Origin of the sequence: Streptomyces sp. NPDC002265, from assembly GCF_040296125.1 — a bacterium.
Taxonomy (GTDB): domain Bacteria; phylum Actinomycetota; class Actinomycetes; order Streptomycetales; family Streptomycetaceae; genus Streptomyces.
In genome coordinates this window covers 1-21,445 of record NZ_JBEOWS010000149.1, presented here as the reverse complement: position 1 = coordinate 21,445, position 21,445 = coordinate 1, and the positions used below count along the sequence as shown (strand labels likewise).

Below are 21,445 nucleotides of genomic sequence, written 5' to 3'. Positions count from 1 at the left end.
AGATACAGCACCGTGTCGAGGAACGGCACGTTCACCGCCGTGTGCGCGGCCTCGCCGGCGGCGAGCAGCCCGTACGACTCGGGCGGTCGGCGCACGGTCTGTGCCGCGTTGTTGACGAGGATGTCCAGCGGCTCACCCGTTCGGCGCAGGTCCTCGCAGAGTCCCAGCACCTGCCGTGGGTCGCGCAGGTCGACGGCGAGCACGGTCAGCCGGTCGAGCCAGTCGGTGCTGCCGGGCGCGGCCCTGAAGCGGCGCACGGTGTCGTGCGGGAAGCGGGAGGTGACGAGCACGTCGGCGCCGTCGCGCAGCATCATCAGGGCCAGCTGGAACCCGATCTTGACCCGGCCGCCGGTGAGCAGCACGCGACGGCCGCCGAGATCGGTGCTCAGGCCCCGGCGGGCCGTGTTGTCCTCGGCGCACCGCGGACAGAGCCGGTGGTAGAAGGAGTCGACCTGTCGATAGGGCTCCTTGCAGACGTAGCAGGTACGCGGTCTGCGGAAGCTGCCGCCGGTACCGGGTACGGCCAGGGGCGCGTCCTCGCGCCGGTCCGCCGCGCCGGTCGCGGTGGCCGCCATCGCCGCCGCGTCGGCGGCCGAGACCTCGGTGCTGCGCGACTTGCGGCGCCGCAGCCGTCCGTCGCGGGCGAAGGACGCGGCGACCTGCTCCGCCCGCAGCCTGCGGGCGTCGTCGACGGGCAGCGCCCGCAGCTTGCCCACGGTCCGGTGGAAGGCCGCCAGTTCCGCCTCGGTGAGGGATTCGGTCAAGGGTTCGGTGAGGGTCTCGGCGACGGCTGCGAGGTCGGCCTCGGCGTACGGCCCCGTGGCCGCCACCGCCCCCGTCTCCGTCCCCGTCTCCGGCCCGGTGATCCGCTCGTCCATCCGTCCCGCCCGCCCCGTGTCCGCCGTACCGTGGTCCCGGCCGGATTCGAACCGGCGTATCCGCCCTGACAAGGCGGCGAGTCTGCCTCTGCTCTACGGGACCGCGCACGCGCCCGGACGACCGGATTCGAACCGGCGTATCCGCCTTTGCAGGGCGTGCGTCTACCTCTGCGCTACGCCCGGACGCGCCAAGATCGTAACCGGCCGGGTGGCGGTGGGGCATGGGGTTTTCAGTCGGCCGTGCGCCGGAGCTGGAGCCGTTCCTTCTCGGACAGGCCGCCCCAGACCCCGAAGCGCTCGTCGTTGGCGAGGGCGTAGTCGAGGCAGGCGGAGCGCATCTCGCACATGCCGCAGATGCGTTTCGCCTCACGTACCGAGCTGCCCGGCTCGGGAAAGAAGAAGTCCGCCCCGGTCTGCGCGCACAGAGCCCCGGCCTGCCAGGCGAGGTCGGGCGTGGCGATGGTGTCGATCTGCATGGACAGGATCGTGCCGGGCGCCGAAAAACGTTCGATCAACGCCGGATCAACGCGACGGTCCGACGGCTCCGGCCGCCCGATGATCCCTCCGCGCCCCGCCGTGGCGCACGGCGGCGCGCGGAGACGGGAGGAACAATCGGAGCATCCGCCGTCACGGAAGGTGATCTCCGTGTCCGTCGTCGTCATGTCCCGCACCGCCGGGTCGCTGCGGCAGCGGGTGTCAGTGGGCGGTGCAAGACTCGGCAGTGCAGGCACCGGGACCCCCTTCAAGGAGGGCGCAGATGCTCACCACCCGTTTCGTCGACGGCTCCCCCAACTGGATCGACCTCGGCACGTCCGACATCGAGGGCGCCACCGCCTTCTACGCCGCCCTGTTCGGCTGGCAGTTCGTCTCGGCGGGCCCCGAAGCCGGTGGCTACGGCTTCTTCCAGCTCGGCGGGAGGACCGCGGCCGGCGGTATGCAGACCACCGCGGAACAGGGCCCGCCGTCCTGGAACGTGTACTTCCGGAGCTCGGACGTCGAGGCCACGGCGAAGACGGCGGAGCAGGCCCACGGCCGTGTGCTGCTCCCGCCGATGGACGTCATGGGCCAGGGCCACATGGCGATCCTCGCGGACCCGGCCGGAGTGCCCTTCGGCCTCTGGCAGCCGGGACGCATCAAGGGGGTCGACGTGGCCGAGGAGCCCGGTTCACTGTGCTGGGTCGAGCTCTACACGCAGGACATCGCGGCGGGTGCCGCGTTCTATCACAAGGTGCTCGGCCACGAGACCTCCGCCGTGCCGTTCCCCGGCGGCACCTACACCTGTCTGAACCCCGCCGACGGCGGGGAGGACGCCATGTTCGGCGGCGTGGTCCCGCTGGCCGACGACCCGACGGAGGCCGGCACCGGCGCGTACTGGCTGCCGTACTTCGAGGTGACCGACACGGACGCGGCCGTCGCCAAGGCGCAGGAGCTGGGCGGCACGGTCCGGATGGCCGCCACGGACGTACCGGACGTGGGCCGGATCGCCAAGCTGGCCGACCCGGCCGGAGCCCGCTTCGCGGTGATCCGGAGCGCGCAGCAGCAGTCGTAAGCGGCCCCGGCGCCGTTCCGAGGGCTAGGCGGAGGCGCGGCGCACCAGGGTCGTCGGAAGGACCACGGCGGCCGGTGTGTCCGCGCCGGCCTGGCCGGCGGTGCTGCGGTCCAGCCGGCGCAGCAGGAGACGGGCCATCAGACGGCCCATCTCCTCTATGTCCTGGCGGATCGTGGTCAGCGGCGGATCGGTCTGCTCGGCGACGGGCAGCATGTCGTCGAAACCGATCACGGCGACGTCCTCGGGCACCCGCCGCCCGCGTTCGCGCAGGACGCGCAGGGCGCCCGCGGCGGTGAGGTCGTTGGCCGCGAACACGCCGTCCAGGTCGGGGCAGCGGTCGAGGAGTTGACGCATCGCGCGTTCACCTCCGGCCGGGGTGAAGTCGCTCTCGACGACCATCCTCGGGTCGGCATCCGGCATGACGTCCCGGAAGCCGTCGAGCCGGTCCACCGCGGACGTCTGGTCGAGGGCGCCCGCGATGTGCGCGATCCGGGTGCGGCCGAGGCCGACGAGGTGGCGTACGGCCTCCCGGGCGCCACCGCGGTTGTCGCTGTCGACGTAGACCGGACCGGGTGTGCCGTCGCTCCAGCCGGGGCGGCCGCCGAACACGGTCGGCACTCCGGCGCCCTGGATCAGTCCGGGCAGCGCGTCGTCGAGGTGCAGCGAGAACACCAGGGCCCCGTCGACATGGCCGCCGGCAAGGTAGCGGCCGACGCGGGCGTGGTCGTCGCGGCCCTCGGTGAGCAGCAGGACCAGCTGGCTGTCGTGGATCGTCAGCTCCTTGCTGATGCCGCGCAGTTGCAGGGCGAAGAAGGGGTCGGCGAAGACGCGGGTCTCCGGCTCGGCGATGACGACGGCGATCGCGTCGTGCCGTTTCGTCACCAGGCTGCGGGCGGCCTGGTTGGGGACGTACCCGAGTTCTTCCACCGCCCGCCTGACCCGCTCGACAAGGGGTTCGCGCACCCCGTCGCCGCCGTTGACCACCCGCGAGACGGTGGCCCGGGAGACGCCGGCCCGTGCGGCCACCGCCTCCAGCGTGGGACGGGCGGCTGTCTCGGTCATGTCGGGACTCCTCACCGTCGATTGCGGATCAGGATAGCCCCGGCCCCGGAGATCGGTGAGAGCGCTCTCGCTGTGCCCCCTGCCAAGTGGTCACGCCCCCGGCCGAGTGGTCACGCCTGGCCCGGCTCCTCGTGCCGGGCCCGGCTCGGCTGCACCCGTTTGGGTTCGCCCGGCATCTTCGGGTATTCCGGCGGATACGGCAGGTCGGCCAGGCCGTGGTCGCGTTCGTCCTTCGCCGCCAGGTCGAGGAGCGCTTCCAGCGAGTACGCGTGATCGTCCATGTCGGCGTGCACGTCACCGAGTTCGGCGAAACGGGCGGGCATGGTCACGAGGTCGAAGTCCCGGGGGTGCGCCTCGCCGACCTCCTCCCAGCGCAGGGGGGCGGAGACGGGGGCGTCCGGACGGGGCCGTACGGAGTAGGCCGAGGCGATCGTGCGGTCCCGGGCCGTCTGATTGTAGTCCAAAAAGATACGTTCGCCCCTTTCCTCCTTCCACCACTTCACCGTCACCCGGTCGGGCATCCGGCGCTCCATCTCCCGTCCGACGGCGATCGCGGCCCGCCGGACCTGGGTGAAGGTCCAGCGGGGTTCGATGGGCACGAAGACGTGCAGTCCCCGGCCGCCGGAGGTCTTGGGCCAGCCGCGCAGACCGCCGTACTGGTCGAGGACGGCCCGCAGTTCGTGGGCGGCGTGGACGGCGTCGTCGTAGTCGGTGCCGGGCTGCGGATCGAGGTCGATACGGAGTTCGTCGGGGTGGTCGACGTCGTCCCGGCGCACCGGCCAGGGGTGGAAGGTGAGCGTGCCGTACTGGGCGGCCCACAGGACGGCGGCCTCCTCGGTGGGACACATCTCGTCCGCGCTGCGGCCGCTGGGGAAGGTGATGTGGGCCCTCGGGATCCAGTCGGGCATGTTCTTCGGGGCCCGTTTCTGGAAGAAGGACTCGCCGCTCACCCCGTCGGGGTAACGCTCCAGGGTGGTGGGGCGGTTGCGCAGGGCGCGCAGGATGCCTGGCGCGACGGCCCGGTAGTACTGGGCGAGGTCCAGCTTGGTGTAGCCGCGCTCGGGAAAGAAGATCTTGTCGGGGCTGGACAGCCGTACGGTCCGGCCGCCCGCTTCCAGTTCCACCGCGTCACCCATGCGGCCACGGTAGGCCGACCACAGCCGGCCCGCACACCGGGCGTCAGGGGACGGGTTCGCGCAGAATCGGGCATGGATCTGCGAGATTGTCGATAAATACAGGTCAAGGAGATCGGCTCGCCCGCGCCAGGGACCCGGCCGCCAGGACACGCAAGGCGCAGCCCGCCGCGCCAACCGCCCTCCGCGCGATGCTCGCCACCCTCGACCGCGACATCCTCACGGGCACTTGCTGCCCACCTGAGCGACCCGGCCGCATAGAGGCGCGGCCGGGTCGGGGTGCTCGTGCTCAGGGACAGAGGCTCGCCTTGAGCGCTGCGTTGATGGCCTTGGCCTCGGCGTCGGTCACCTCGTGATCCGACGTGGAGAACCGGGCCTTGGCGGTCATGTCGGCGTTGCCGCCGCCGCTGATGGTGGAGCACTGATTGCGGGCGTTGCCGATGGCCTTGTCCTCGTCGCTGACGAGCGAGGGGTTGATGGCCTTGAGGACGCCGATGAGCGCAGCCTGCGTTGCGGCGTCAGGCTTCGGCGGGATGCCAGCGGCTGCGTCGGCGTCGCTGATGTCCTTACTGCTGACGGCTGCCGGCGCGCTGCTCTTGGCGGCGTCCTGCGCGGAGCCCTGCCATCGGACCGGACGGCGGTCCGTACCCGCACCGCTGATTCGTCAGCGGCTCTCCTGGCCGGTCCGCCTACGTTCCTTGGCTGCCCGGACTTCAACCGTGATCACGGTCATGGCCATCAGCGCAGTGGCCAGCAGTACGGCATCGCTCCACGACTGTCCGTTCCAGAAGTGCGAGGCGGCAGCGGCGCAACCGTAGAACACCACCGCGATGGGCCACATAGCCAAGCGGCGCACCCAACCGGGCCTCCCCTGTTCGGCCGTCCGACGTTCATCCCCCATGCCCAACTCCCCACCATCCGCTGCCAGTCTGCATTCCAGATCCACATCATCCGCGACCCGGCCGACACCGACCGCACCGCCCCCTGGGGCTCAGCACCACGTTCACCACAGGCGGCATCCGCCGACACCCCGGCCGCCACGGCGCAGGGACCACCGCGCGGCCCTCAGCGCAACCACGACGTGCGGCCCGGCCGCCCAAGAGCGGTAAAACCGCAGGGCGGCCGGACCCCACCGGACGAACCGTGCAGCGCGCGGACACCATGGACGACTCATAGAGTCGGGGCATGGATCTGCCTGTCATGCCGCCCGTGAAGCCGATGCTCGCCAAGTCGGTGGCCAGGATCCCGCCGGACATGCAGTACGAGGCGAAGTGGGACGGCTTCCGGGCGATCGTGTTCCGCGACGGCGCCGAGGTCGAACTGGGCAGCCGCACCGGCAAGTCGCTGACCAGGTACTTCCCCGAGCTGGTCGCGGCACTGACGGAGCGGCTGCCCGAGCGGTGCGTGGTCGACGGGGAGATCGTGATCGCCCGGGAGGGACGGCTCGACTTCGACGCGCTCAGCGAACGCATCCATCCGGCCGCCTCCCGGGTACGCACGCTCGCCGAGCGGACCCCCGCCTCCCTCGTCGCGTTCGACCTGCTGGCGCTCGCCGACGAGTCGCTGGTCGAGCTGCCGCTGACCGACCGGCGGGCCCTGCTGACCAGGGCCCTGGCCGGGGTGACGGCGCCGGTGCACCTGGCGCCCGCGACCACGGACGTCGCCGTGGCCCAGCGGTGGTTCGAGCAGTACGAGGGAGCCGGCCTGGACGGTGTGATCGCCAAGCCGCCGACCCTGCGCTACCTCCAGGACGAGCGGGCCATGTTCAAGATCAAGCACGAGCGGACGGCGGACGTGGTCGTCGCCGGCTACCGGTTCCACAAGAGCGGACCCGTGGTGGGCTCGCTGCTGCTGGGCCTGTACGACGACCGGGGCACCCTCCAGCACGTCGGCGTGTGCGCCGCCTTCGCTATGAAGCGGCGCGCCGAGCTGGTGGAGGAGCTGGAACCGCTGCGGCTCACGGACGTCGAGGGGCATCCGTGGGCCGCCTGGTCGGACGAGAGCGCCCATGAGACGGCGCGGCTGCCCGGCGCGCCCAGCCGCTGGTCGGGGAAGAAGGACCTGTCCTGGGTGCCGGTGCGGCCGGAGCGGGTGGCCGAGGTGGCGTACGACCACATGGAGAACGGGGCGCGTTTCCGGCACACGGCCCGCTTCCGCCGCTGGCGCCCGGACCGCGCACCGGAGAGCTGCACGTACGCGCAGCTGGAGGAACCGGTGCGCTACGACCTCGCGGAGATCCTCGGGTCACCGGCCTGACTCCGGGGACCCTCGGTTCACCGGCCTGAGCCCGGAGATCCCCGGGGCACCCGCCTGAGCCCGGAGATCCCCGGGGCACCGGCCTGAGCCGGACCGGGGGCGCGTTCCGGCACGCCCCCGGGGTGATCCTCACGGGTGCATCAGGATCTTGACGGCGCCGTCCTCCTTGCGCTGGAACATCTCGTACGCCTCGGGTGCCTCGCTCAGCGGCAGCCGGTGGGTGGCGAAGTCGTCGACGCCCAGCGGGTCCTCGTCCGTCAGGTACGGCATGATCTCGTCGCTCCACCGGCGGACGTTGGCCTGGCCCATCCTGATCTGGACCTGCTTGTCGAACAGGGTGAGCATCGGGACCGGGTCGGCCGTGCCGCCGTACACGCCCACGATCGAGATCGTGCCGCCGCGGCGCACGAGTTCGATGGCGGTGTGGAAGGCGGCGAGCCGGTCCACGGCGAAGTGCTCGGCGATCGGGCCGCTGAGTCTGCGGGGCAGCATCGTCGAGGCCTGCTGGGCCAGCCGGGCGACCACGCTGCCGTGGGCCTCCGTGCCGACCGCGTCGACGACGGCGTCGGGGCCCCGGCCGGCGGTCCGGTCGCGGATCGCGGTGAGCAGTTCCTTCTCGCTGTCGAACTCCCTGAGATCGAAGGTCTCCACGCCCCGCTCGCGGGCCCGCATCAGCCGCCGCGTGACCAGGTCCACGCCGAACACCCGCCCGGCGCCGCGCACCTGGGCCACCCGGCAGGCCATCTCACCGACGGGCCCGAGCCCGAGCACCGCGATGTCGGCGCCCGGCTTGAGTCCCGCATAGGAGATCGCCTGCCAGGCGGTGGGCAGGACGTCGGACAGATAGACGAACCGGTCGTCGGGCGGCCCCTCCGGGATCTTGATCGGTCCGAACTGCGCCTGCGGCACCCTCAGGTACTCGGCCTGAGCGCCCGGCACCGAGCCGTAGAGGCGGGTGTAGCCGAACATGGCCGCGCCCATGCCCTCGCCGGTGACCTGGGTGGTCTCGCACTGGGTCGGCAGTCCCTCCAGACACATCCAGCAGTTGCCGCAGGCGATCTGGAACGGCACCACCACCCGGTCGCCGGCCATCAGGTCCGGCACCCCCGCGCCGACCTCCTCGACGATGCCGATGGGCTCGTGGCCGAGGATGTCGCCCGGGGTCATGAACGGTGTGAGCACCTCGTAGAGATGCAGGTCGGAGCCGCACAGACCGCTGGAGGTGATGCGGATGACGGCGTCCGTCGGTTCCTGGATCGTCGGGTCGGGCACATCCTCCACGCGTATGTCGCGTCTGCCCTGCCAAGTCACTGCCCTCATCGTGCCGCGCTCCCTCCGTCGCCGGGGTGTGTCCGCCACAGCGGTGACCTCCCGGGTACCCGTGGGCCCACGGCCGAACCGCGCCCGCGTGCGCCGTCGGGCCCGCGGCCGGACCCGTGTGCGCCGTCGGGCCCGCGGCGGAACCGTGACCGGACCTGCGTGCGTCGTGCGCATCGACCGGCGCGGCCGACGCGCGCAACCCGTACCGAGCGGGTAGAGGCACCAGAAAGCCGATAAACGCACAGGCATGGACACGGAACGGGGTGGCGACATTGGGCAGGGGACGAAGAATACGTACGCGGGGCGCCGCGACGACCGCGGCGCTGCTGGTCACCGCGGTGGTGGCCGCGTGGACGGCGGGCTGCAGCTCGCACCACCCGGGCGGCGACGAGCGGGGCCGCCCCCGGCCCTCGGCGCACAGCACGGCCGCCACGCCCACTCCCTCCAGCCCGCCGACCCGGACGAGCAGCGGGTCGGTGCTCGCCGTGAAGATCGACAACGTGCCCGCGGCCCGGCCGCAGAGGGGCCTGGACTCAGCTGACGTGGTGTACGTCGAACAGGTCGAGGGCGGGCTGAGCCGGCTGATGGCCGTGTACGCCACCAGGCTGCCGGACGTGATCGGCCCGGTGCGCAGCGCCCGCGAGTCCGACCTCGAGCTGCTGGGCCAGTTCGACCGGCCGACGCTCGCCTTCTCCGGCGCACAGGGGAAGCTGCTGCCGCTGATCGACGACGCGCCGCTGCGCCCGGAGCCGCCCGGCCGGGTCTCCGGCGCCTACTTCCGGGGCAGCGACCACCCCGCACCTCACAACCTCTACCTCCGGCCGTCCAGGCTGCTGCCCTCGGCGCCCGGCCCCGGGGCGCTGACCACCGGCTTCCGCTACGGCGCCGCGCCCGAGGGCGGGCAGCCGCGCACCACGCGCACCGTCCGCTACCCCGCCGCCCGCGTCACCTTCACCTGGTCCGCGGACCGGCACCGGTGGCTGGTCACCCAGGACGGGACCCCGACGGTGACCGCCGCGGGCCGGCGGCTGGCGCCCGCGACGGTCGTCGTGCAGTACGTGAAGATCCGCAGGTCCGGCTACCACGACGTGCTCGGCAACTACACGCCGTACACCGAGACAGTGGGGTCCGGGAAGGCGGAGGTGCTGCGCGACGGGCGCAGCTACGACGTCCGCTGGGAGCGGTCGACGGCCGCCGCGGGCACGACGTTCACGGCCCGGGACGGCTCACCGGTGAACTTCGCGCAGGGCCAGGTGTGGGTGGTGCTGGCCAAGGCGTGATCAATCCCGGCCGGCCGGGGGCTCCGCCGGGTTGCGCAGCTCCTCGGCCGCGTCCGAGACCCGGCGGATCAGCTCGAAGAACTGTGTCTGCTCCGCGGCGGAGAGCGGGGCGAGGAAGACCTGGTTCATCCGGGCCGTGCGCACGGCCAGCCTGCGGTGGGTGCGCAGGCCGTCGTCCGTGAGGCGCAGCAGGAAGCGGCGGCCGTCCTGCGGGTCGCGGACCTTGTCCAGCAACCCGCGCCGGCCGAGCCGGCTGATCACCTCGGCGATGGTGGACCGGTCCAGCCCCACCCGCTCCCCCACGGTGCGCTGGTCGAGGCCCGGCTCGGCGACCAGCGTGTTGAGCACGGCGAACTGCGGAGAGGTGATCTCCTCGGAGACCATCGTGTTCCACAGCAGGTGGTGGGCCTGCTGAAGCCGCCGGGCCAGGTGCCCGGGGTGGGTGGTGAGGTCCACCGCGGCCATGTGCGCTCCCGTGGTCGTAGTCAGCGGTCGGAATGCAGCGAGATTCATCGGTGCACTGAACAATACGTGACCGCAGCGGACACCGCCCGAGAGAAGGACAGGTGTTGACCGCGCATTTCTCGCGGGTCTTGACGCCCGGACCCACCGGTGGCAGCGTGAGGGAACTCCCACCGAAATACTCAGTGTGCTGACTATCTAGCCCCATCTAGCTGACTATCCAGGAACCGCTAGGACTCCCATGGCTCTCACCCAGCAGGACATCGACCAGGAGATCGCGGCCGAACGCGCCGCCTACGGGAAGCGGATCGCCGACGGCGCGCCCGTGGAGCACCAGCCGCGACGGGACTACGCGCCGTACCGTTCCTCGGTGCTGCGGCACCCGAAGCAGCCGCCGGTCGCCATCGACGTGACCCAGGACCCGGAGCTGGTGGAGCTGTCCTCCCCCGCCTTCGGCGAGCGCGACATCACCGAGATCGACAACGACCTGACCCGGCACCACCGTGGTGAGCCGATCGGCGAGCGGATCACCGTCTCCGGCCGGCTGCTGGACCGCGACGGGCGTCCGGTGCGCGGCCAGCTGCTGGAGATCTGGCAGGCGAACTCGGCCGGCCGCTACGCCCACCGGCGCGAGCAGCACGACGCCCCGCTGGACCCGAACTTCACCGGGGTCGGCCGCACCCTCACCGACGACTCCGGCTTCTACCGCTTCACCACGATCCAGCCGGGGCCGTACCCGTGGCGCAACCACGTCAACGCCTGGCGTCCGGCGCACATCCACTTCTCGGTGTTCGGCTCGGCGTTCACCCAGCGGCTGGTGACGCAGATGTACTTCCCGAACGACCCGCTCTTCCCCTACGACCCGATCCTGCAGTCCGTGACGGACGACGCCGCCCGGCAGCGGCTGATCGCCACGTACGACCACAGCCTGTCCGTGCCGGAGTTCTCGCTCGGCTACCACTGGGACCTGGTCCTCGACGGACCGAACGCCACCTGGCTCGAAGAAGGGCGCTGACCGGCCATGACGAAGATCGACACCAGCAGGCCGGAGAGCGTGCTGCCCACCCCGTCGCACACCGTCGGCCCGTTCTACGGCTACGCGCTGCCGTTCCCGGGCGGCGGCGACATCGCCCCGGTGGGCCACCCGGACACCATCACCGTCCAGGGGTATGTGTACGACGGTGAGGGCAACCCGCTGCCCGACGCCCTGGTGGAGCTGTGGGGACCCGGTCCGGACGGCCGGATGCCGACGACGGACGGCTCGATGCGGCGCGACCCCGCGACCGGTGGCCACCTGGGCCGCAACGGCGTGCAGTTCACCGGCTGGGGCCGGATCCAGACCGATGCCGACGGGCACTGGTACGCGCGCACACTGCGCCCCGGCGCACGCGGGCGCAGCGCACCGTATCTCAGTGTGTGCGTCTTCGCGCGGGGGCTGCTCGTCCACCTGTTCACCCGGATCTACCTGCCCGGCGATCAGGCGGCACTCGCCGCGGACCCGTTGCTGGAGCGGCTGGCCGAGGAACGCCGCGACACGCTGATCGCCCGGGACGGGGGCGACGGCACGTACCGTTTCGACATCCGCCTTCAGGGCGAAGGCGAGACGGTCTTCCTGGAGTTCCAGTGACAGCTGCCGAACCCGACACCGGCCTGCTCGGCCCCGGCTGGGCGGGCTCCCCCGCCGCGGCCGCGACCGGTGACCGCGCCTTTCTGCGGGCGCTGCTGGACGCGGAGGCCGCGCTGACCCGGGCGCAGGCGGCGCTGGGCCTGGCCCCGGCCGCGGCGGCGACGGCGGTGACCGAGGCGGCCGCGGGCGCCGGCTTCGACGTGCACGGGCTGGCACTGCGGGCCCGGAGCGGCGGGAACCCGGTGATCCCGCTGGTCGCCGACCTGACGAAAGCGGTCGGCCCGGAGCACGGTCCCTACGTCCACCGGGGCGCGACCAGCCAGGACATCATGGACACGGCGACGATGCTGGTGGCCGTGCGCACGCTCGGCCCGGTCCTCGGCGATCTCGCCCGTACGGAGCGGGCGCTGGCCGCGCTGGCCGCCGCGCACCGGGACACCGCGATGCCGGGGCGGACGCTCACCCAGCACGCCGTGCCGACGACGTTCGGGCTGAAGGCGGCCGGCTGGCGGTCGCTGGTGCTCGACGCGCGCGACCGGCTGACCGCCGTACGCGACGCGCTGCCCGCCCAGCTCGGCGGCGCGGCCGGGACCCTCGCGGCCTTCTCCGGGTACGGCGCCGCCGACCCGCTCGCCCTGCCCGCCGCCTATGCCCGCGAACTCGGTCTGAAGGAACCGCTGTTGCCCTGGCACACGCTGCGCACCCCGATCGCCGACCTGGCCGGTGCCCTGGCCTTCACCGCCGGCGCGCTGGGCAAGACGGCCGTGGACGTGCTGACCCTGACCCGCACCGAGATCGGCGAGGTCACGGAGGGCGGCGGCGGAGGTTCCTCGGCCATGCCGCACAAGGCCAACCCCGTACGGTCGACGCTGATCGCCGCGGCGGCGCGCCGGGCACCCCAGCTCGCGGCCACGCTCTACGGGGCACTGGTCGCCGAGGACGAACGGCCGGCGGGTGCCTGGCACGCGGAGTGGGAGCCGCTGCGGGAGCTGCTGCGGCTGGCCGGGGGTGCCGCCCGGGACGCCGCCGAACTCACCGAGGGACTGCGGGTGCACCCGGACGTGATGCGTGAACACCTCGACCTCACCGACGGGTTGATCGTCTCCGAGCGGCTGTCGGCCGAGCTGGCCGGGGTGCTCGGCCGGGCCCGCGCCAAGGAGCTGCTCACCGACCTCGCCCGGCGCACCCGCACCGAGGGCCGTCAGCTGGCCGAACTCCTTTCGGAAGAGCCGGAGTTGAAAGGGGTCGAGCTCACCGAAGCCGTCGATCCCACCCGTTACACCGGCTGCGCCGGAGCACTCACCGACCGTTGTCTGGAGCGACGTTGACCCCCACACTCCTCAACCACCTCGCCGAGGGGCCTGCTTCGGCTCCCCCGCTGCTGCTGGGGCCGTCCCTCGGCACGTCGTACGCCCTGTGGGACAAGGTGGCGCCCGAGCTGTCGGCCGGTCACCGGGTGGTCCGCTTCGACCTGCCCGGGCACGGCGGCAGCGCACCGGACCTGATCGGCCCCGGCGCCACCGTCGGGGACCTCGCGGCTCTGGTGCTCGCGCTCGCCGACTCCCTCGGGATCGAGCGGTTCGGGTACGCGGGGGTGTCGCTCGGCGGCGCGGTGGGCCTGCACCTCGCCCTGCACCACCCCGAGCGGGTCTCGTCGCTGGCCGTGATCTGCTCTTCGGCGCACTTCGACGGCGCGAAGCCGTGGCAGGAGCGGGCCGCGCTGGTACGGCGCGAGGGGCTGGCCGGGCTCGCCGAGAACGCGGACGCCCGCTGGTTCACCCCCGGGTTCAGTGTGCCCCGGCTGGTCCGGGACCACCGGGAGGCCGACCCGGGGGCGTACGCCGCCTGCTGCGACGCGCTGGCCGCGTTCGACCTGCGGGACCGGCTCGGCGAGATCTCCGTACGCACCCTGCTGATCGCCGGCCGCCAGGACCCGGCGACCCCGCCCGCGCATCTGCGGGAGATCGCCGACGCGGTGCCGCACGCCACCCTCGTCGAACTGCCCGGCGCCTCGCACCTGGCGCCCGCGCAGTGCCCGGAGGCCGTGCTGACGGCGCTGCGGGCGCACCTCGGCGGAGTCGCCCGGCGGGGGATGGAGGTGCGGCGCGAGGTCCTCGGCGACGCGCACGTGGACCGCGCGCAGGCCCGGCAGACGCCGTTCACGGCGCGCTTCCAGGACTTCATCTCGCGCTATGCGTGGGGTGAGATCTGGACCGACCCGACGCTCGACCGCCGCGAACGCAGCATGATCACGCTGACGGCGCTGGTGGCGCACGGCCACCACGAGGAGCTGGCCATGCACGTCCGGGCGGCCCGCCGCAACGGGCTCAGCCCCGAGGAGATCGGCGCGGTGCTGTTGCAGACGGCCGTGTACTGCGGGGTCCCGGCCGCGAACTCGGCGTTCGCCACGGCCCAGCGGGTGCTGGCCGAGGAGGAACAGCACGGCGAGTGATCCGGCCGCCCGCGGTCCGGGCTCAGCGTGGTCCGCGGGTCGTGTCCAGGGCCTCGCGCGCCTGGCGCACCAGGCCGTCGGCACCGCACGAACGGGCCAGTGCCAGGCCCCGGTTGAGGTCGGCGACCGAGCGGGCGGCGATGCCGTACTCGACCCGGGCGGCCGCGTGTTCGTACTGGCAGGGCGAGGACTCCAGGTAGGCGACCGCCTGGCCGGCCAGCCGGACCGCGCGCTGCCCGGTCTCCAGCGCGGCGGCGCAGCGCAGGGCCTCGCCGATGGCGGTGTCCGTGCCGAAGCGTTCGGCCTGACGGCGCGCGTCGGCGGCGAGCCGTCCGGCCCGGACGGGATCCTCGACGGCCAGCGCCCTGGCCAGGTCGACCGTCCACGGGGCGAGCACCGGGTTGTGGCCGCCGCGGGAGGCGGCCGCCTTCTCGGCCGCCTCCAGTTCGTTGACCCCTTCCTTGGTGCGGCCGGCGGCCAGCAGCAGACGGCCGCGTACGGAGCGGGGGTCGGGCAGCACGATGGTCGACGGGTAGGGTGGGGCGAAGCCGTACCGCTCGGCGACCGCCCAGGCCTCGTCGACATGGCCGCGGGCCAGCAGCGTGTCGACCAGCCCGCAGGACGCCGACCAGTACAGGGGCAGACCGCGGCCGACCCGCTCGGCCAGCCGCAACGACTCGCGCAGGATGGCCTCCGCGTCCCTGAGGCGGCCTTGTCTGCGGTAGGCGAGCCCGACGAACGCGTTGGCCAGGGCGAGGTGGCCGCCGCTCCAGCCGGCCGTGGTGTAGACGCGCAGCGCCTCGGCGAACAGGCTCTCGGCCCGGTCGAGGCGGTCGGCATAGGCGTACGAGCTGCCCAGCATCATCAGCAGTTCGATGCCCCACTCGCTGTCGGTCCAGCCGAGGCCCGGCGCGAGGCGGCCGTTGACGAGGGCGCGGTCGGCGCACTCCAGGACCTCCTCGGCGTTCCCGCCGTGCGCCATGAGGTCGAAGGCGCGCAGGATCAGCACGGCGCGCTCGGAGTTGTCACGGCCGGCGCAGGTGCGGGCGAGCTCGGCCAGCCGCTCGGACCGGCCCGGCGAGGTCGTCTCGCCGAAGATGCCCTCCCACATGTACTGCACGGCCTGCAACCGCATCCGCGCGGGTCCGGCCCCCTGCCGGGCGGCCTCCGCCTCTACGGTGCGGACCGCCTCCTCCAGCTGGTCGTTGTGCAGCAGAGCCTGGGAGAGGCGGAAGACGGCGTCGACGCGTTCGGCGCCGTCGAGGCCCCGCATGGCGAGCGCGGTCCGCAGATGGCCGATCGTCCGGGCGGGCGCGGTCAACAGGGCGGCACAGCCCAGTTCGTACAGCACCCGGGCGTGCACCTCGGGGCGGGGCGGTTCCAGCAGGGCGCGTTCGAGACAGGCTCGGGCCGCGTCCGGGGCGCCGACGGCGAGATGTTCCCGGGCGGCCTCCCGCAGCTGCTCGACGAGTTCCTCGTCGTCGTCCGGATGGACCTGGAGCAGATGGCGGGCCGCGGCGGCCACTCCCCGGCCCGAGTCGGTGACGACCTGGGCGGCGATGCCGTGCATGGCGGTACGCAGCGCGTCCGGGATGGAGTTGTAGACGGCGGAGGCGATCAGCGGGTGGAGGAACTGGAGTTCGCCCTGCGACACCGGGCCCGCGCTGGGGTCCGGCTCGGTCAGGAAGCGGGCGCTGCACAGCAGTTCGGCACAGCGCACGGCGTCGTCGTGGCGCATCGCGGCGAGCCTGGCCACGAGCTCCACCGAGATGCCGGTGCCGAGGATGGCGGCGGCCCAGGCGAACCGGGTGGCGTCGATGCCGAGTTGTTCCAGGCGGGCCACGAGGCCACCGCCGCGTGCCGAGCGGTTCAGGGCGCGCAGCTCGCCGGCCGAGGAGTCGGTCGGCTGCAGCTCGGTGTCCTGCACCTTGGCGAGGAGTTCGATCGTCTCGTAGGGGTTGCCGGCGGTGACGGCCCACACCTCCCGGCAGAACGAGGCGTCGGCGTGCGGGCCGAGTGTCGCCCGGGTGAGGCCCGCCACCGCGTCCGGGGTCAGGGCGCTCAGGGTGGTGACCGGAGCGCCCGCCGCGGCGGCGATGCTGTCCAGGTGGCGGGCGCTCTCGCCGCTGACCCCGCCGGGCCTGCGGGCCACGACGACCAGGACGGAAAGGCCGTCGAGACGTTCGGCGAAGGCGCTGAGCCAGCCCAGGGTCTCCTGGTCCGCCCAGTGGGCGTCGTCGATCAGCAGGACGAGCGGCCAGTCCCGCCCGGCCAGCCGGCGCACCGCCGCGACGAGTCCGTCCTGGACGCCCTGCGGGTCGGCGCGGCGCTCGCCGGGCTCCGTGATGCCGAGGGCGGGACCCGCGATGTCGTACCAGTCGCCGAGGTACTCGCGGGCCTCCTCCGGCAGCAGCGACACCAGGGCGGGCTGGAGCAACTGCCTTACGACGTTGAAGGGGACGGACCTCAGGGTCTCGCCGCCGCGCGCGGACCAGACGGTGCAGCCACGGGCCTCGGCGATGCGACGCGTCTCGGCCAGCAGCGCGGTCTTGCCGAGTCCCGCCTCGCCCCGGAGCACCACCAGGCTCCCCGCGGAGGAGCGGTCGGCGCACAGGGTCTCCACCGCGCGAGCGATGACGGCGACTTCCCCGTCGCGCTCCCACAGGGAAGGTGAGGCGGCCGACGTGGGCCTGGCCTCCGTCATCCCGCTACCTCCCGAAGTCGCCCGAACGACATACAGACCTCAACCGTAGCCGCCCCGCCCGGGAACCGGAGGCCGGTCCGCGCACCTCTTGCCGCCAAGGGTGACGGCAGGCACGCCGGGACGACGCCGGGTCCCGTGCGGGACTGCCTCCGAGCTTCAACAGCGTTGCTCCCGGGACAAATTGACGGTCCATTCACGACGACGGGGCCAGGGGCCGGGGCCCCGGGAGCGGGAGGCGGCGGAGCGATCGAGGGTGGGTGGGGGTGGCGGTGCGGTGGCGGTGGGGTGGCGGTCCGGGGGTCGCGATGCGGTGGCGATGCGGTGGCTGTCTGGTGGCGCGCCGAGGGGGGTGGTCCGGTGGCGCGCGGGGGCGGGTGGTCCAGTCGTACGCGCTGGGGAGGGGTGGTCCGGTGACGGGCCGAGGAGGGATGGTCCGGCCCCGCGCGCTGGGGACGGGTGGTCCGGTGACGGGCCGAGGAGGGATGGTCCGGCCCCGCGCGCTGGGGACGGGTGGTCCAGTGACGTACCGAGGGGTGGCCCGGTGACATATCGCGCGGTTGGCCCGGTGACGTGTCGCGCGGTTGGCCCGGTGACGTGTCGCGGAGGTGGTCCGGGCCCGCGTCGGGGACCGGCGGAGAGGGGTTGCGGAGGCCGGGACGGGGTCCCTCTCATCCCTCTTTCACCGACGCCTCATACGGTGGGGTCATGACGCAGGTGACTCCTCCCGGGTGGTACCCCGACCCCGGGCAGAAAAGTGATGGTCCCCCCACCGAGCGCTGGTGGGACGGCAAGACGTGGACGGACCAGACCCGCCCCGCGGGAGAGGCCGCCGGCTGGGGTCCGCCGATGCAGGTGTCGCCGGAAGGTACGCAGCCGTACGTCTCGCCCGGCCTCTCCTATCCGACACAGCCGGGATACCCCGGCTACCCCGGCTACCCCGGGCATCCCGGCTACCCCGGACAGCCGCCGGCGGACGGCCGACGACGCGGGCTGCGGACCGGCATAGCCGTCGGCGTCGCGGTGGCGGTGCTCGCCAGCATCGGCATCGGCGTGTTCGCGCTCACCAGGGACGACGGTGGCGGCGGCACGAACGACGCACGTCAGGGCCAGGGCGCCCCCGGCGGCCCGAACGGCTCCGGCGGGCAGGGCGGCCCCTTCGGCGAATCTGGCGGCCAGGGCGGCCCGGGCGGCTCCGACGGCGGCTCGGGCGACGGCGGACAGTCCCCCGCGCCCGACCAGTCCGAGGCACCGAAGATCAAGAGCGGTTCGGTCACCGACGCGGTGAGCGGGATCAGCATCCCGATCCCGGACGACTGGTACGGCCAGGAGCTCAACGTCGGCGCGCAGGTCACGTCGAACAACTCGTACGACTGCCCCGGCAACACCTCGCAGAAGTGCACCAAGGGCGGCGCCTACTCGGCCCCCGCCCTGGTCCTGGGCACCAAGGGCTCGACCGCGGAGGCGGTCGCCAAGGCGGACATCGCCACGAACGCCGAGGAGTCCTACGGCGGCACCACCTACGGCAAGATCACCTCGCACCAGGTGCTGGCCTCCAAGGCGGTGACGGTGGCCGGGCAGAAGGGCTATCTGGTCCGCTGGAAGGCGGTCACGAGCAAGGGTGCCGACGGCTACGTCGAGTCGCTGGCGTTCCCCTCTCCGGCGAACCCCTCACGGATCGTCGTGGTCCGCTTCGGTGTCGACACGGACCAGAAGGTGTCGGTCATCGACGACATCACCAAGGGCATCAAGGTGTCGACCGGCAGCGGCAGCGGTCAGAACGTCTGACCGGCCCCGGAAAGCCTGTCGGCCGGGTGAGGCTCCTCTCCGCTCAAGAGGAACCCCACCCGGCCGGGGGGTGCGCGCCGCCCCCGTCCCCACGGTGCGGCGCGAGCAGGTCACCGTCCGGTCATCCCGGGGACGGCGGCCTGAGTATCAGGTGAGGCCCAGCGCCGGCAGCACGGCGGCCTCCACGAACCCGACGAGGTAGTCCCCGTCGGCGTACTCGCCCACCAGCACGGGCCGCACCCGCAGGACACCGAACATCATGGCGGGCACGTAGGCCAGCGCCGGATTTCCGGCCGCGACCTCGCCGCGCTCGACCGCCCGCCGGAGGATGCACTCCAGCTCGGCGATCTCCGGCTCGACGAGTGCCTCGCGCAGCGCCTTCTGGAGTTCGAGGTCCTGCATGACGGCGTGGCCGAGCGCCTGGAGCAGTTTGGTGTCCTTGCCCGCCCAGTCACCCGCGGCCCGCGCCACCTCGCGCAGGTCGCCGGCGAGCGTTCCGGTGTCGACGCCGATGAAGCGCGCCTGCCGGCGAGAGCGCAGCGCCGCCGCCACGAAGTGGGGCTTCGTCCCCCACTGCCGGTAGAGCGTGGACTTGCTGCACCGCGTACTCATGGCGACGCCCTCCATGGTGAGGGATTCGTAGCCGCATTCACGGATCTGATCCAGGACGGCGTCGAAGAACTCCTGCTCACGTTCGCGGGTGAGCTTGGAGCGGCGCGAGGCGACGACCGTCTCCGGTCCCTCCGCGGCCTGCGACGTCATCGGCATTTTCCCCTCACTGCTGTCCGACAGGCCCGACGGGGCCCCTCTCCAGTGTGTCGCATGCAATCGATACGCCAGTGTACCGGTACACCAACGTATCGGTACACTACCGTATCGGTACGGCACCGTGTCGTTGCCATATGCATATACGTGTACGCGGAGAAACGAGCGCCGAGCTCGCCGCCGCGCGCACGCACCACCGTCAGCAAGGGGGCCGGGGGATGAACCGAACCGAGCCTGAAGAAGCGGAGCCCGACGCGACAGCGCGGCCACCGCTCGTCCGTGAGTTCCTGCTCGTCGCGGGACTCTTCCTCGTCTACAAGTTCGGCAGGCAGCTGGCGAGCGGCCACACCGGTGAGGCCTTCCGCGACGCCCGGCGCGTGTGGGACCTGGAGCGGGCGGTCCACCTGCCCGGCGAGGGCCTCGTCCAGGCCCCGCTGCTGCACCGGGAAACCCTGGCGCACCTCGCGAACACCTACTACGCGACCGTCCACTTCCCCGCCACCGTGGTCTTCCTGATCTGGCTCTATCTGCGCCGCCCCGCCCACTACATATGGGCCCGCCGGGTCCTGGCCGCGCTCACCGCGGCCGCCCTGGTGCTGCATCTCACGTTCCCGCTCGCCCCGCCGCGGATGCTCGCGGCGACGGGACTGGTCGACACCGCCCGGGTGTACGGGCCGTCCGTGTACGGCCCTCCGTCGAGCGACCACCTCTCGAACCAGTACGCCGCGATGCCCTCGCTGCACTTCGGCTGGGCGCTGATGGTGGCGATCGGCCTGATCGTCACGACCCGCTCACGGTGGCGTCCGCTCTGGCTGCTGCATCCGCTGCTGACCCTGCTGGTGATCGTCGGCACGGCGAACCACTACTGGCTGGACGCGATCACGGCCGGCGCCCTGCTCTGCCTGGCGCTCGCGGTGATCCGCCCGCCGCGCCGGACGGCCACGACCGCGGGACACGTCCACGAGGACCACGTACCGGCACAGGACCGCGCACCGGCACAGGACCACGTACCGGCGAAGGACCACGTACCGGCGAAGGCGCTCGCGTCGGCGGGGGCCGTCCGATGACCGCCACCCTGGTCTCCGTCGTCCTCTCGCTGTTCTCCGCCGTCGCCTACGCGGCCGCGGCCGTCGGCCAGGAGCGCCTCGCCTCCCGCACCTCCGGGTCCGGCTCGGACTCCGGCACGCTGCGCCTGCTGGCCAGCGGCGCCTGGTGGAGTTCCGTCGGGCTCAACGCCGGCGCTGCTCTACTGCACGTGGTGGCCCTCAAGTACGGCCCGCTCACCGTGGTGCAGCCGCTCGGCGCGCTGACCCTGGTCGCGGCGGTGCCGTTGGGCGCCCGGCTCGCGGGCCGCCGGGTCAGCGCGAACGAGTGGCGCGGCACCGCGTACACCCTCGCCGGGCTGGCCGTGATCCTCGCCATGGCCTCGGGGTCCGCACCCGACGAGGTCCTGAGCCTGCCCGAGGCACTGGCGGTCGCCGGGGCGACGGCGGCACTCATCGGGCTGCTGTCCCGTCCGGGCGCGCGGCCGGGGCTGCGGCACGCGACCGCGTCCGGCTTCGCCTCCGGGGTCGCCTCGGCGCTCACCCAGACGGTGACGGTGGCCGCCACCGACCGTTCGGGCCCGGTGCTGAGCCTGCAGGTGATCGGGGTGGCGCTGCTCGTCGCGGCCTTCGCCGCCGGCGGGCTGCTGCTGGCGCAGACCGCCTACCGGGGAGGTCTGGGCGCGCCGCTGGCGGTGGTGACACTGGCCAACCCGGTGGCCGCCGCGGCGATCGGCCTCGCCCTGCTGGGCGAACACCTTCGGGGCGGGGCGCCGGGAATACTGCTCGCGCTGGCCGGCGCGGCCCTGGCCGCGTTCGGTGTCGTCCTGCTGTCACGCACAGCACCGGAACGTCCCGCACCGGACGGCACACCCGGCCCGTTCCACGCGGACGACCCGGCGGGGGCGGTCGACGAGGAGCATCCCGTCGCCGCGGTGCTGGCGCTGGAGCCGAGGACCGCGTCGGCCGAACCGGCGCTGCTCCCCCGCCCGCCGGGACCGAGCCATCTGACCCCGCTGTGAGCACGTGAACACGTGAGCACGCACGGGGGAACCCGCGAATCGGGGAGCCCGGCGCAGGACACACGAAATCCCGCGCACCGCATCACTGCGGTGCGCGGGATTTCCGC

Annotated in this window: 19 protein-coding genes and 2 tRNA genes; 10 read left to right on the top strand and 11 right to left on the bottom strand. The window is 72.9% G+C overall.

All coding sequences use genetic code 11. The annotated features are described in order from the left end of the window. The 4 genes from ABT085_RS24705 to ABT085_RS24690 form a co-directional block, all read right to left on the bottom strand. Window positions 1-878, bottom strand: an 878-nt coding sequence (locus ABT085_RS24705; protein WP_502982800.1) for an SDR family NAD(P)-dependent oxidoreductase, incomplete at its 3' end; no start/stop codon positions are given. A gap of 31 nt (window positions 879-909) precedes the next feature. Beyond that, window positions 910-981: transfer RNA gene (locus tag ABT085_RS24700), tRNA-Asp, on the bottom strand. A gap of 9 nt (window positions 982-990) precedes the next feature. Next, a tRNA-Cys gene (locus tag ABT085_RS24695) sits at window positions 991-1,061 on the bottom strand. A gap of 47 nt (window positions 1,062-1,108) precedes the next feature. Continuing rightward, a complete protein-coding gene (locus ABT085_RS24690; RefSeq protein ID WP_351611849.1) occupies window positions 1,109-1,354 on the bottom strand; it encodes a WhiB family transcriptional regulator in 246 nt (81 codons plus the stop codon). A gap of 281 nt (window positions 1,355-1,635) precedes the next feature. Here ABT085_RS24690 and ABT085_RS24685 point away from each other — a divergent pair, with 281 nt between their 5' ends. Then, window positions 1,636-2,427 carry a VOC family protein gene (locus ABT085_RS24685; RefSeq protein ID WP_351611846.1) on the top strand — a complete coding sequence of 264 codons (792 nt, stop codon included), beginning with the start codon at window positions 1,636-1,638 and terminating at the stop codon, window positions 2,425-2,427. A gap of 24 nt (window positions 2,428-2,451) precedes the next feature. On the opposite strand, the gene ABT085_RS24680 is transcribed toward ABT085_RS24685, so the two are convergent. The 3 genes from ABT085_RS24680 to ABT085_RS24670 form a co-directional block, all read right to left on the bottom strand. Continuing rightward, on the bottom strand, window positions 2,452-3,489 hold the full coding sequence (locus ABT085_RS24680) for a LacI family DNA-binding transcriptional regulator (protein ID WP_351611843.1): 1,038 nt from the start codon (window positions 3,487-3,489) through the stop codon (window positions 2,452-2,454). A 110-nt stretch (window positions 3,490-3,599) separates the two neighbouring features. Beyond that, window positions 3,600-4,625, bottom strand: a complete 1,026-nt coding sequence (gene ligD / locus ABT085_RS24675) for a non-homologous end-joining DNA ligase (RefSeq protein WP_351611840.1) — start codon at window positions 4,623-4,625, stop codon at window positions 3,600-3,602. 661 nt (window positions 4,626-5,286) lie between these two features. Further along, window positions 5,287-5,478: a hypothetical protein gene (locus ABT085_RS24670; protein WP_351611838.1), complete on the bottom strand. Its 192-nt coding sequence runs from the start codon at window positions 5,476-5,478 to the stop codon at window positions 5,287-5,289. A 329-nt stretch (window positions 5,479-5,807) separates the two neighbouring features. On the opposite strand from ABT085_RS24670, the gene ABT085_RS24665 reads away from it, so the two are divergent. Next, a complete protein-coding gene (locus tag ABT085_RS24665; protein ID WP_351611835.1) occupies window positions 5,808-6,878 on the top strand; it encodes an ATP-dependent DNA ligase in 1,071 nt (356 codons plus the stop codon). 129 nt (window positions 6,879-7,007) lie between these two features. Here ABT085_RS24665 and ABT085_RS24660 read toward each other — a convergent pair whose 3' ends face one another. Beyond that, window positions 7,008-8,198, bottom strand: coding sequence for an alcohol dehydrogenase catalytic domain-containing protein (locus ABT085_RS24660; RefSeq protein ID WP_351611827.1), 1,191 nt, complete (start codon window positions 8,196-8,198; stop codon window positions 7,008-7,010). 263 nt (window positions 8,199-8,461) lie between these two features. Here ABT085_RS24660 and ABT085_RS24655 point away from each other — a divergent pair, with 263 nt between their 5' ends. Beyond that, window positions 8,462-9,478: a DUF3048 domain-containing protein gene (locus ABT085_RS24655; RefSeq protein WP_351611824.1), complete on the top strand. Its 1,017-nt coding sequence runs from the start codon at window positions 8,462-8,464 to the stop codon at window positions 9,476-9,478. Here the strand turns inward: ABT085_RS24655 and ABT085_RS24650 are convergent, their stop codons facing one another. Continuing rightward, complete coding sequence (locus ABT085_RS24650) at window positions 9,479-9,943, bottom strand: MarR family winged helix-turn-helix transcriptional regulator (protein ID WP_351611822.1); 465 nt, start codon at window positions 9,941-9,943, stop codon at window positions 9,479-9,481. Between the two features lie 238 nt (window positions 9,944-10,181). Here ABT085_RS24650 and pcaH point away from each other — a divergent pair, with 238 nt between their 5' ends. Genes pcaH through pcaDC form a run of 4 tightly spaced genes read left to right on the top strand, consistent with a single transcriptional unit; the run spans window position 10,182 to window position 14,019 of the window. Then, a complete protein-coding gene (gene pcaH / locus ABT085_RS24645; protein WP_351611819.1) occupies window positions 10,182-10,955 on the top strand; it encodes a protocatechuate 3,4-dioxygenase subunit beta in 774 nt (257 codons plus the stop codon). Window positions 10,956-10,961: 6 nt separating this feature from the next. After that, a complete protein-coding gene (gene pcaG / locus ABT085_RS24640) occupies window positions 10,962-11,567 on the top strand; it encodes a protocatechuate 3,4-dioxygenase subunit alpha (protein ID WP_351611816.1) in 606 nt (201 codons plus the stop codon). Next, the gene (gene pcaB / locus ABT085_RS24635; protein ID WP_351611812.1) at window positions 11,564-12,895 is read left to right on the top strand and encodes a 3-carboxy-cis,cis-muconate cycloisomerase; all 1,332 of its coding nucleotides are present in this window, start codon (window positions 11,564-11,566) and stop codon (window positions 12,893-12,895) included. The genes pcaG and pcaB overlap by 4 nt, the downstream gene beginning before the upstream one ends. Beyond that, window positions 12,892-14,019 (top strand): bifunctional 3-oxoadipate enol-lactonase/4-carboxymuconolactone decarboxylase PcaDC, encoded by a 1,128-nt coding sequence (gene pcaDC, locus ABT085_RS24630; RefSeq protein WP_351611810.1) that lies wholly within the window; start codon window positions 12,892-12,894, stop codon window positions 14,017-14,019. Before pcaB ends, pcaDC begins: the two co-directional genes overlap by 4 nt. Before the next feature lie 22 nt (window positions 14,020-14,041). Here pcaDC and ABT085_RS24625 read toward each other — a convergent pair whose 3' ends face one another. After that, window positions 14,042-16,723, bottom strand: coding sequence for an ATP-binding protein (locus ABT085_RS24625; RefSeq protein ID WP_351611807.1), 2,682 nt, complete (start codon window positions 16,721-16,723; stop codon window positions 14,042-14,044). A 705-nt stretch (window positions 16,724-17,428) separates the two neighbouring features. Between ABT085_RS24625 and ABT085_RS24620 the strand changes: the two genes are divergently transcribed. After that, on the top strand, window positions 17,429-18,508 hold the full coding sequence (locus tag ABT085_RS24620; RefSeq protein ID WP_351611804.1) for a DUF2510 domain-containing protein: 1,080 nt from the start codon (window positions 17,429-17,431) through the stop codon (window positions 18,506-18,508). A 147-nt stretch (window positions 18,509-18,655) separates the two neighbouring features. On the opposite strand, the gene ABT085_RS24615 is transcribed toward ABT085_RS24620, so the two are convergent. Continuing rightward, window positions 18,656-19,270, bottom strand: a complete 615-nt coding sequence (locus ABT085_RS24615; protein ID WP_351611801.1) for a TetR-like C-terminal domain-containing protein — start codon at window positions 19,268-19,270, stop codon at window positions 18,656-18,658. Window positions 19,271-19,491: 221 nt separating this feature from the next. On the opposite strand from ABT085_RS24615, the gene ABT085_RS24610 reads away from it, so the two are divergent. Next, on the top strand, window positions 19,492-20,340 hold the full coding sequence (locus ABT085_RS24610; RefSeq protein WP_351611798.1) for a phosphatase PAP2 family protein: 849 nt from the start codon (window positions 19,492-19,494) through the stop codon (window positions 20,338-20,340). Next, the gene (locus ABT085_RS24605; RefSeq protein ID WP_351611796.1) at window positions 20,337-21,338 is read left to right on the top strand and encodes a DMT family transporter; all 1,002 of its coding nucleotides are present in this window, start codon (window positions 20,337-20,339) and stop codon (window positions 21,336-21,338) included. Before ABT085_RS24610 ends, ABT085_RS24605 begins: the two co-directional genes overlap by 4 nt. The last annotated feature ends 107 nt before the right edge of the window (window positions 21,339-21,445 follow it).

Excerpts from the sequence above, each read along its gene's own strand:
- ABT085_RS24690 (WP_351611849.1), bottom strand. The coding sequence starts at position 1,354 with ATGCAGATCGACACCATCGCCACGCCCGACCTCGCCTGGCAGGCCGGG.
- ABT085_RS24685 (WP_351611846.1), top strand. The coding sequence starts at position 1,636 with ATGCTCACCACCCGTTTCGTCGACGGCTCCCCCAACTGGATCGACCTC.
- ABT085_RS24680 (WP_351611843.1), bottom strand. The coding sequence starts at position 3,489 with ATGACCGAGACAGCCGCCCGTCCCACGCTGGAGGCGGTGGCCGCACGG.
- ligD (WP_351611840.1), bottom strand. The coding sequence starts at position 4,625 with ATGGGTGACGCGGTGGAACTGGAAGCGGGCGGCCGGACCGTACGGCTG.
- ABT085_RS24665 (WP_351611835.1), top strand. The coding sequence starts at position 5,808 with ATGGATCTGCCTGTCATGCCGCCCGTGAAGCCGATGCTCGCCAAGTCG.
- ABT085_RS24660 (WP_351611827.1), bottom strand. The coding sequence starts at position 8,198 with ATGAGGGCAGTGACTTGGCAGGGCAGACGCGACATACGCGTGGAGGAT.
- ABT085_RS24650 (WP_351611822.1), bottom strand. The coding sequence starts at position 9,943 with ATGGCCGCGGTGGACCTCACCACCCACCCCGGGCACCTGGCCCGGCGG.
- pcaH (WP_351611819.1), top strand. The coding sequence starts at position 10,182 with ATGGCTCTCACCCAGCAGGACATCGACCAGGAGATCGCGGCCGAACGC.
- pcaG (WP_351611816.1), top strand. The coding sequence starts at position 10,962 with ATGACGAAGATCGACACCAGCAGGCCGGAGAGCGTGCTGCCCACCCCG.
- ABT085_RS24625 (WP_351611807.1), bottom strand. The coding sequence starts at position 16,723 with ATGACGGAGGCCAGGCCCACGTCGGCCGCCTCACCTTCCCTGTGGGAG.
- ABT085_RS24620 (WP_351611804.1), top strand. The coding sequence starts at position 17,429 with ATGACGCAGGTGACTCCTCCCGGGTGGTACCCCGACCCCGGGCAGAAA.
- ABT085_RS24615 (WP_351611801.1), bottom strand. The coding sequence starts at position 19,270 with ATGACGTCGCAGGCCGCGGAGGGACCGGAGACGGTCGTCGCCTCGCGC.
- ABT085_RS24610 (WP_351611798.1), top strand. The coding sequence starts at position 19,492 with ATGAACCGAACCGAGCCTGAAGAAGCGGAGCCCGACGCGACAGCGCGG.
- ABT085_RS24605 (WP_351611796.1), top strand. The coding sequence starts at position 20,337 with ATGACCGCCACCCTGGTCTCCGTCGTCCTCTCGCTGTTCTCCGCCGTC.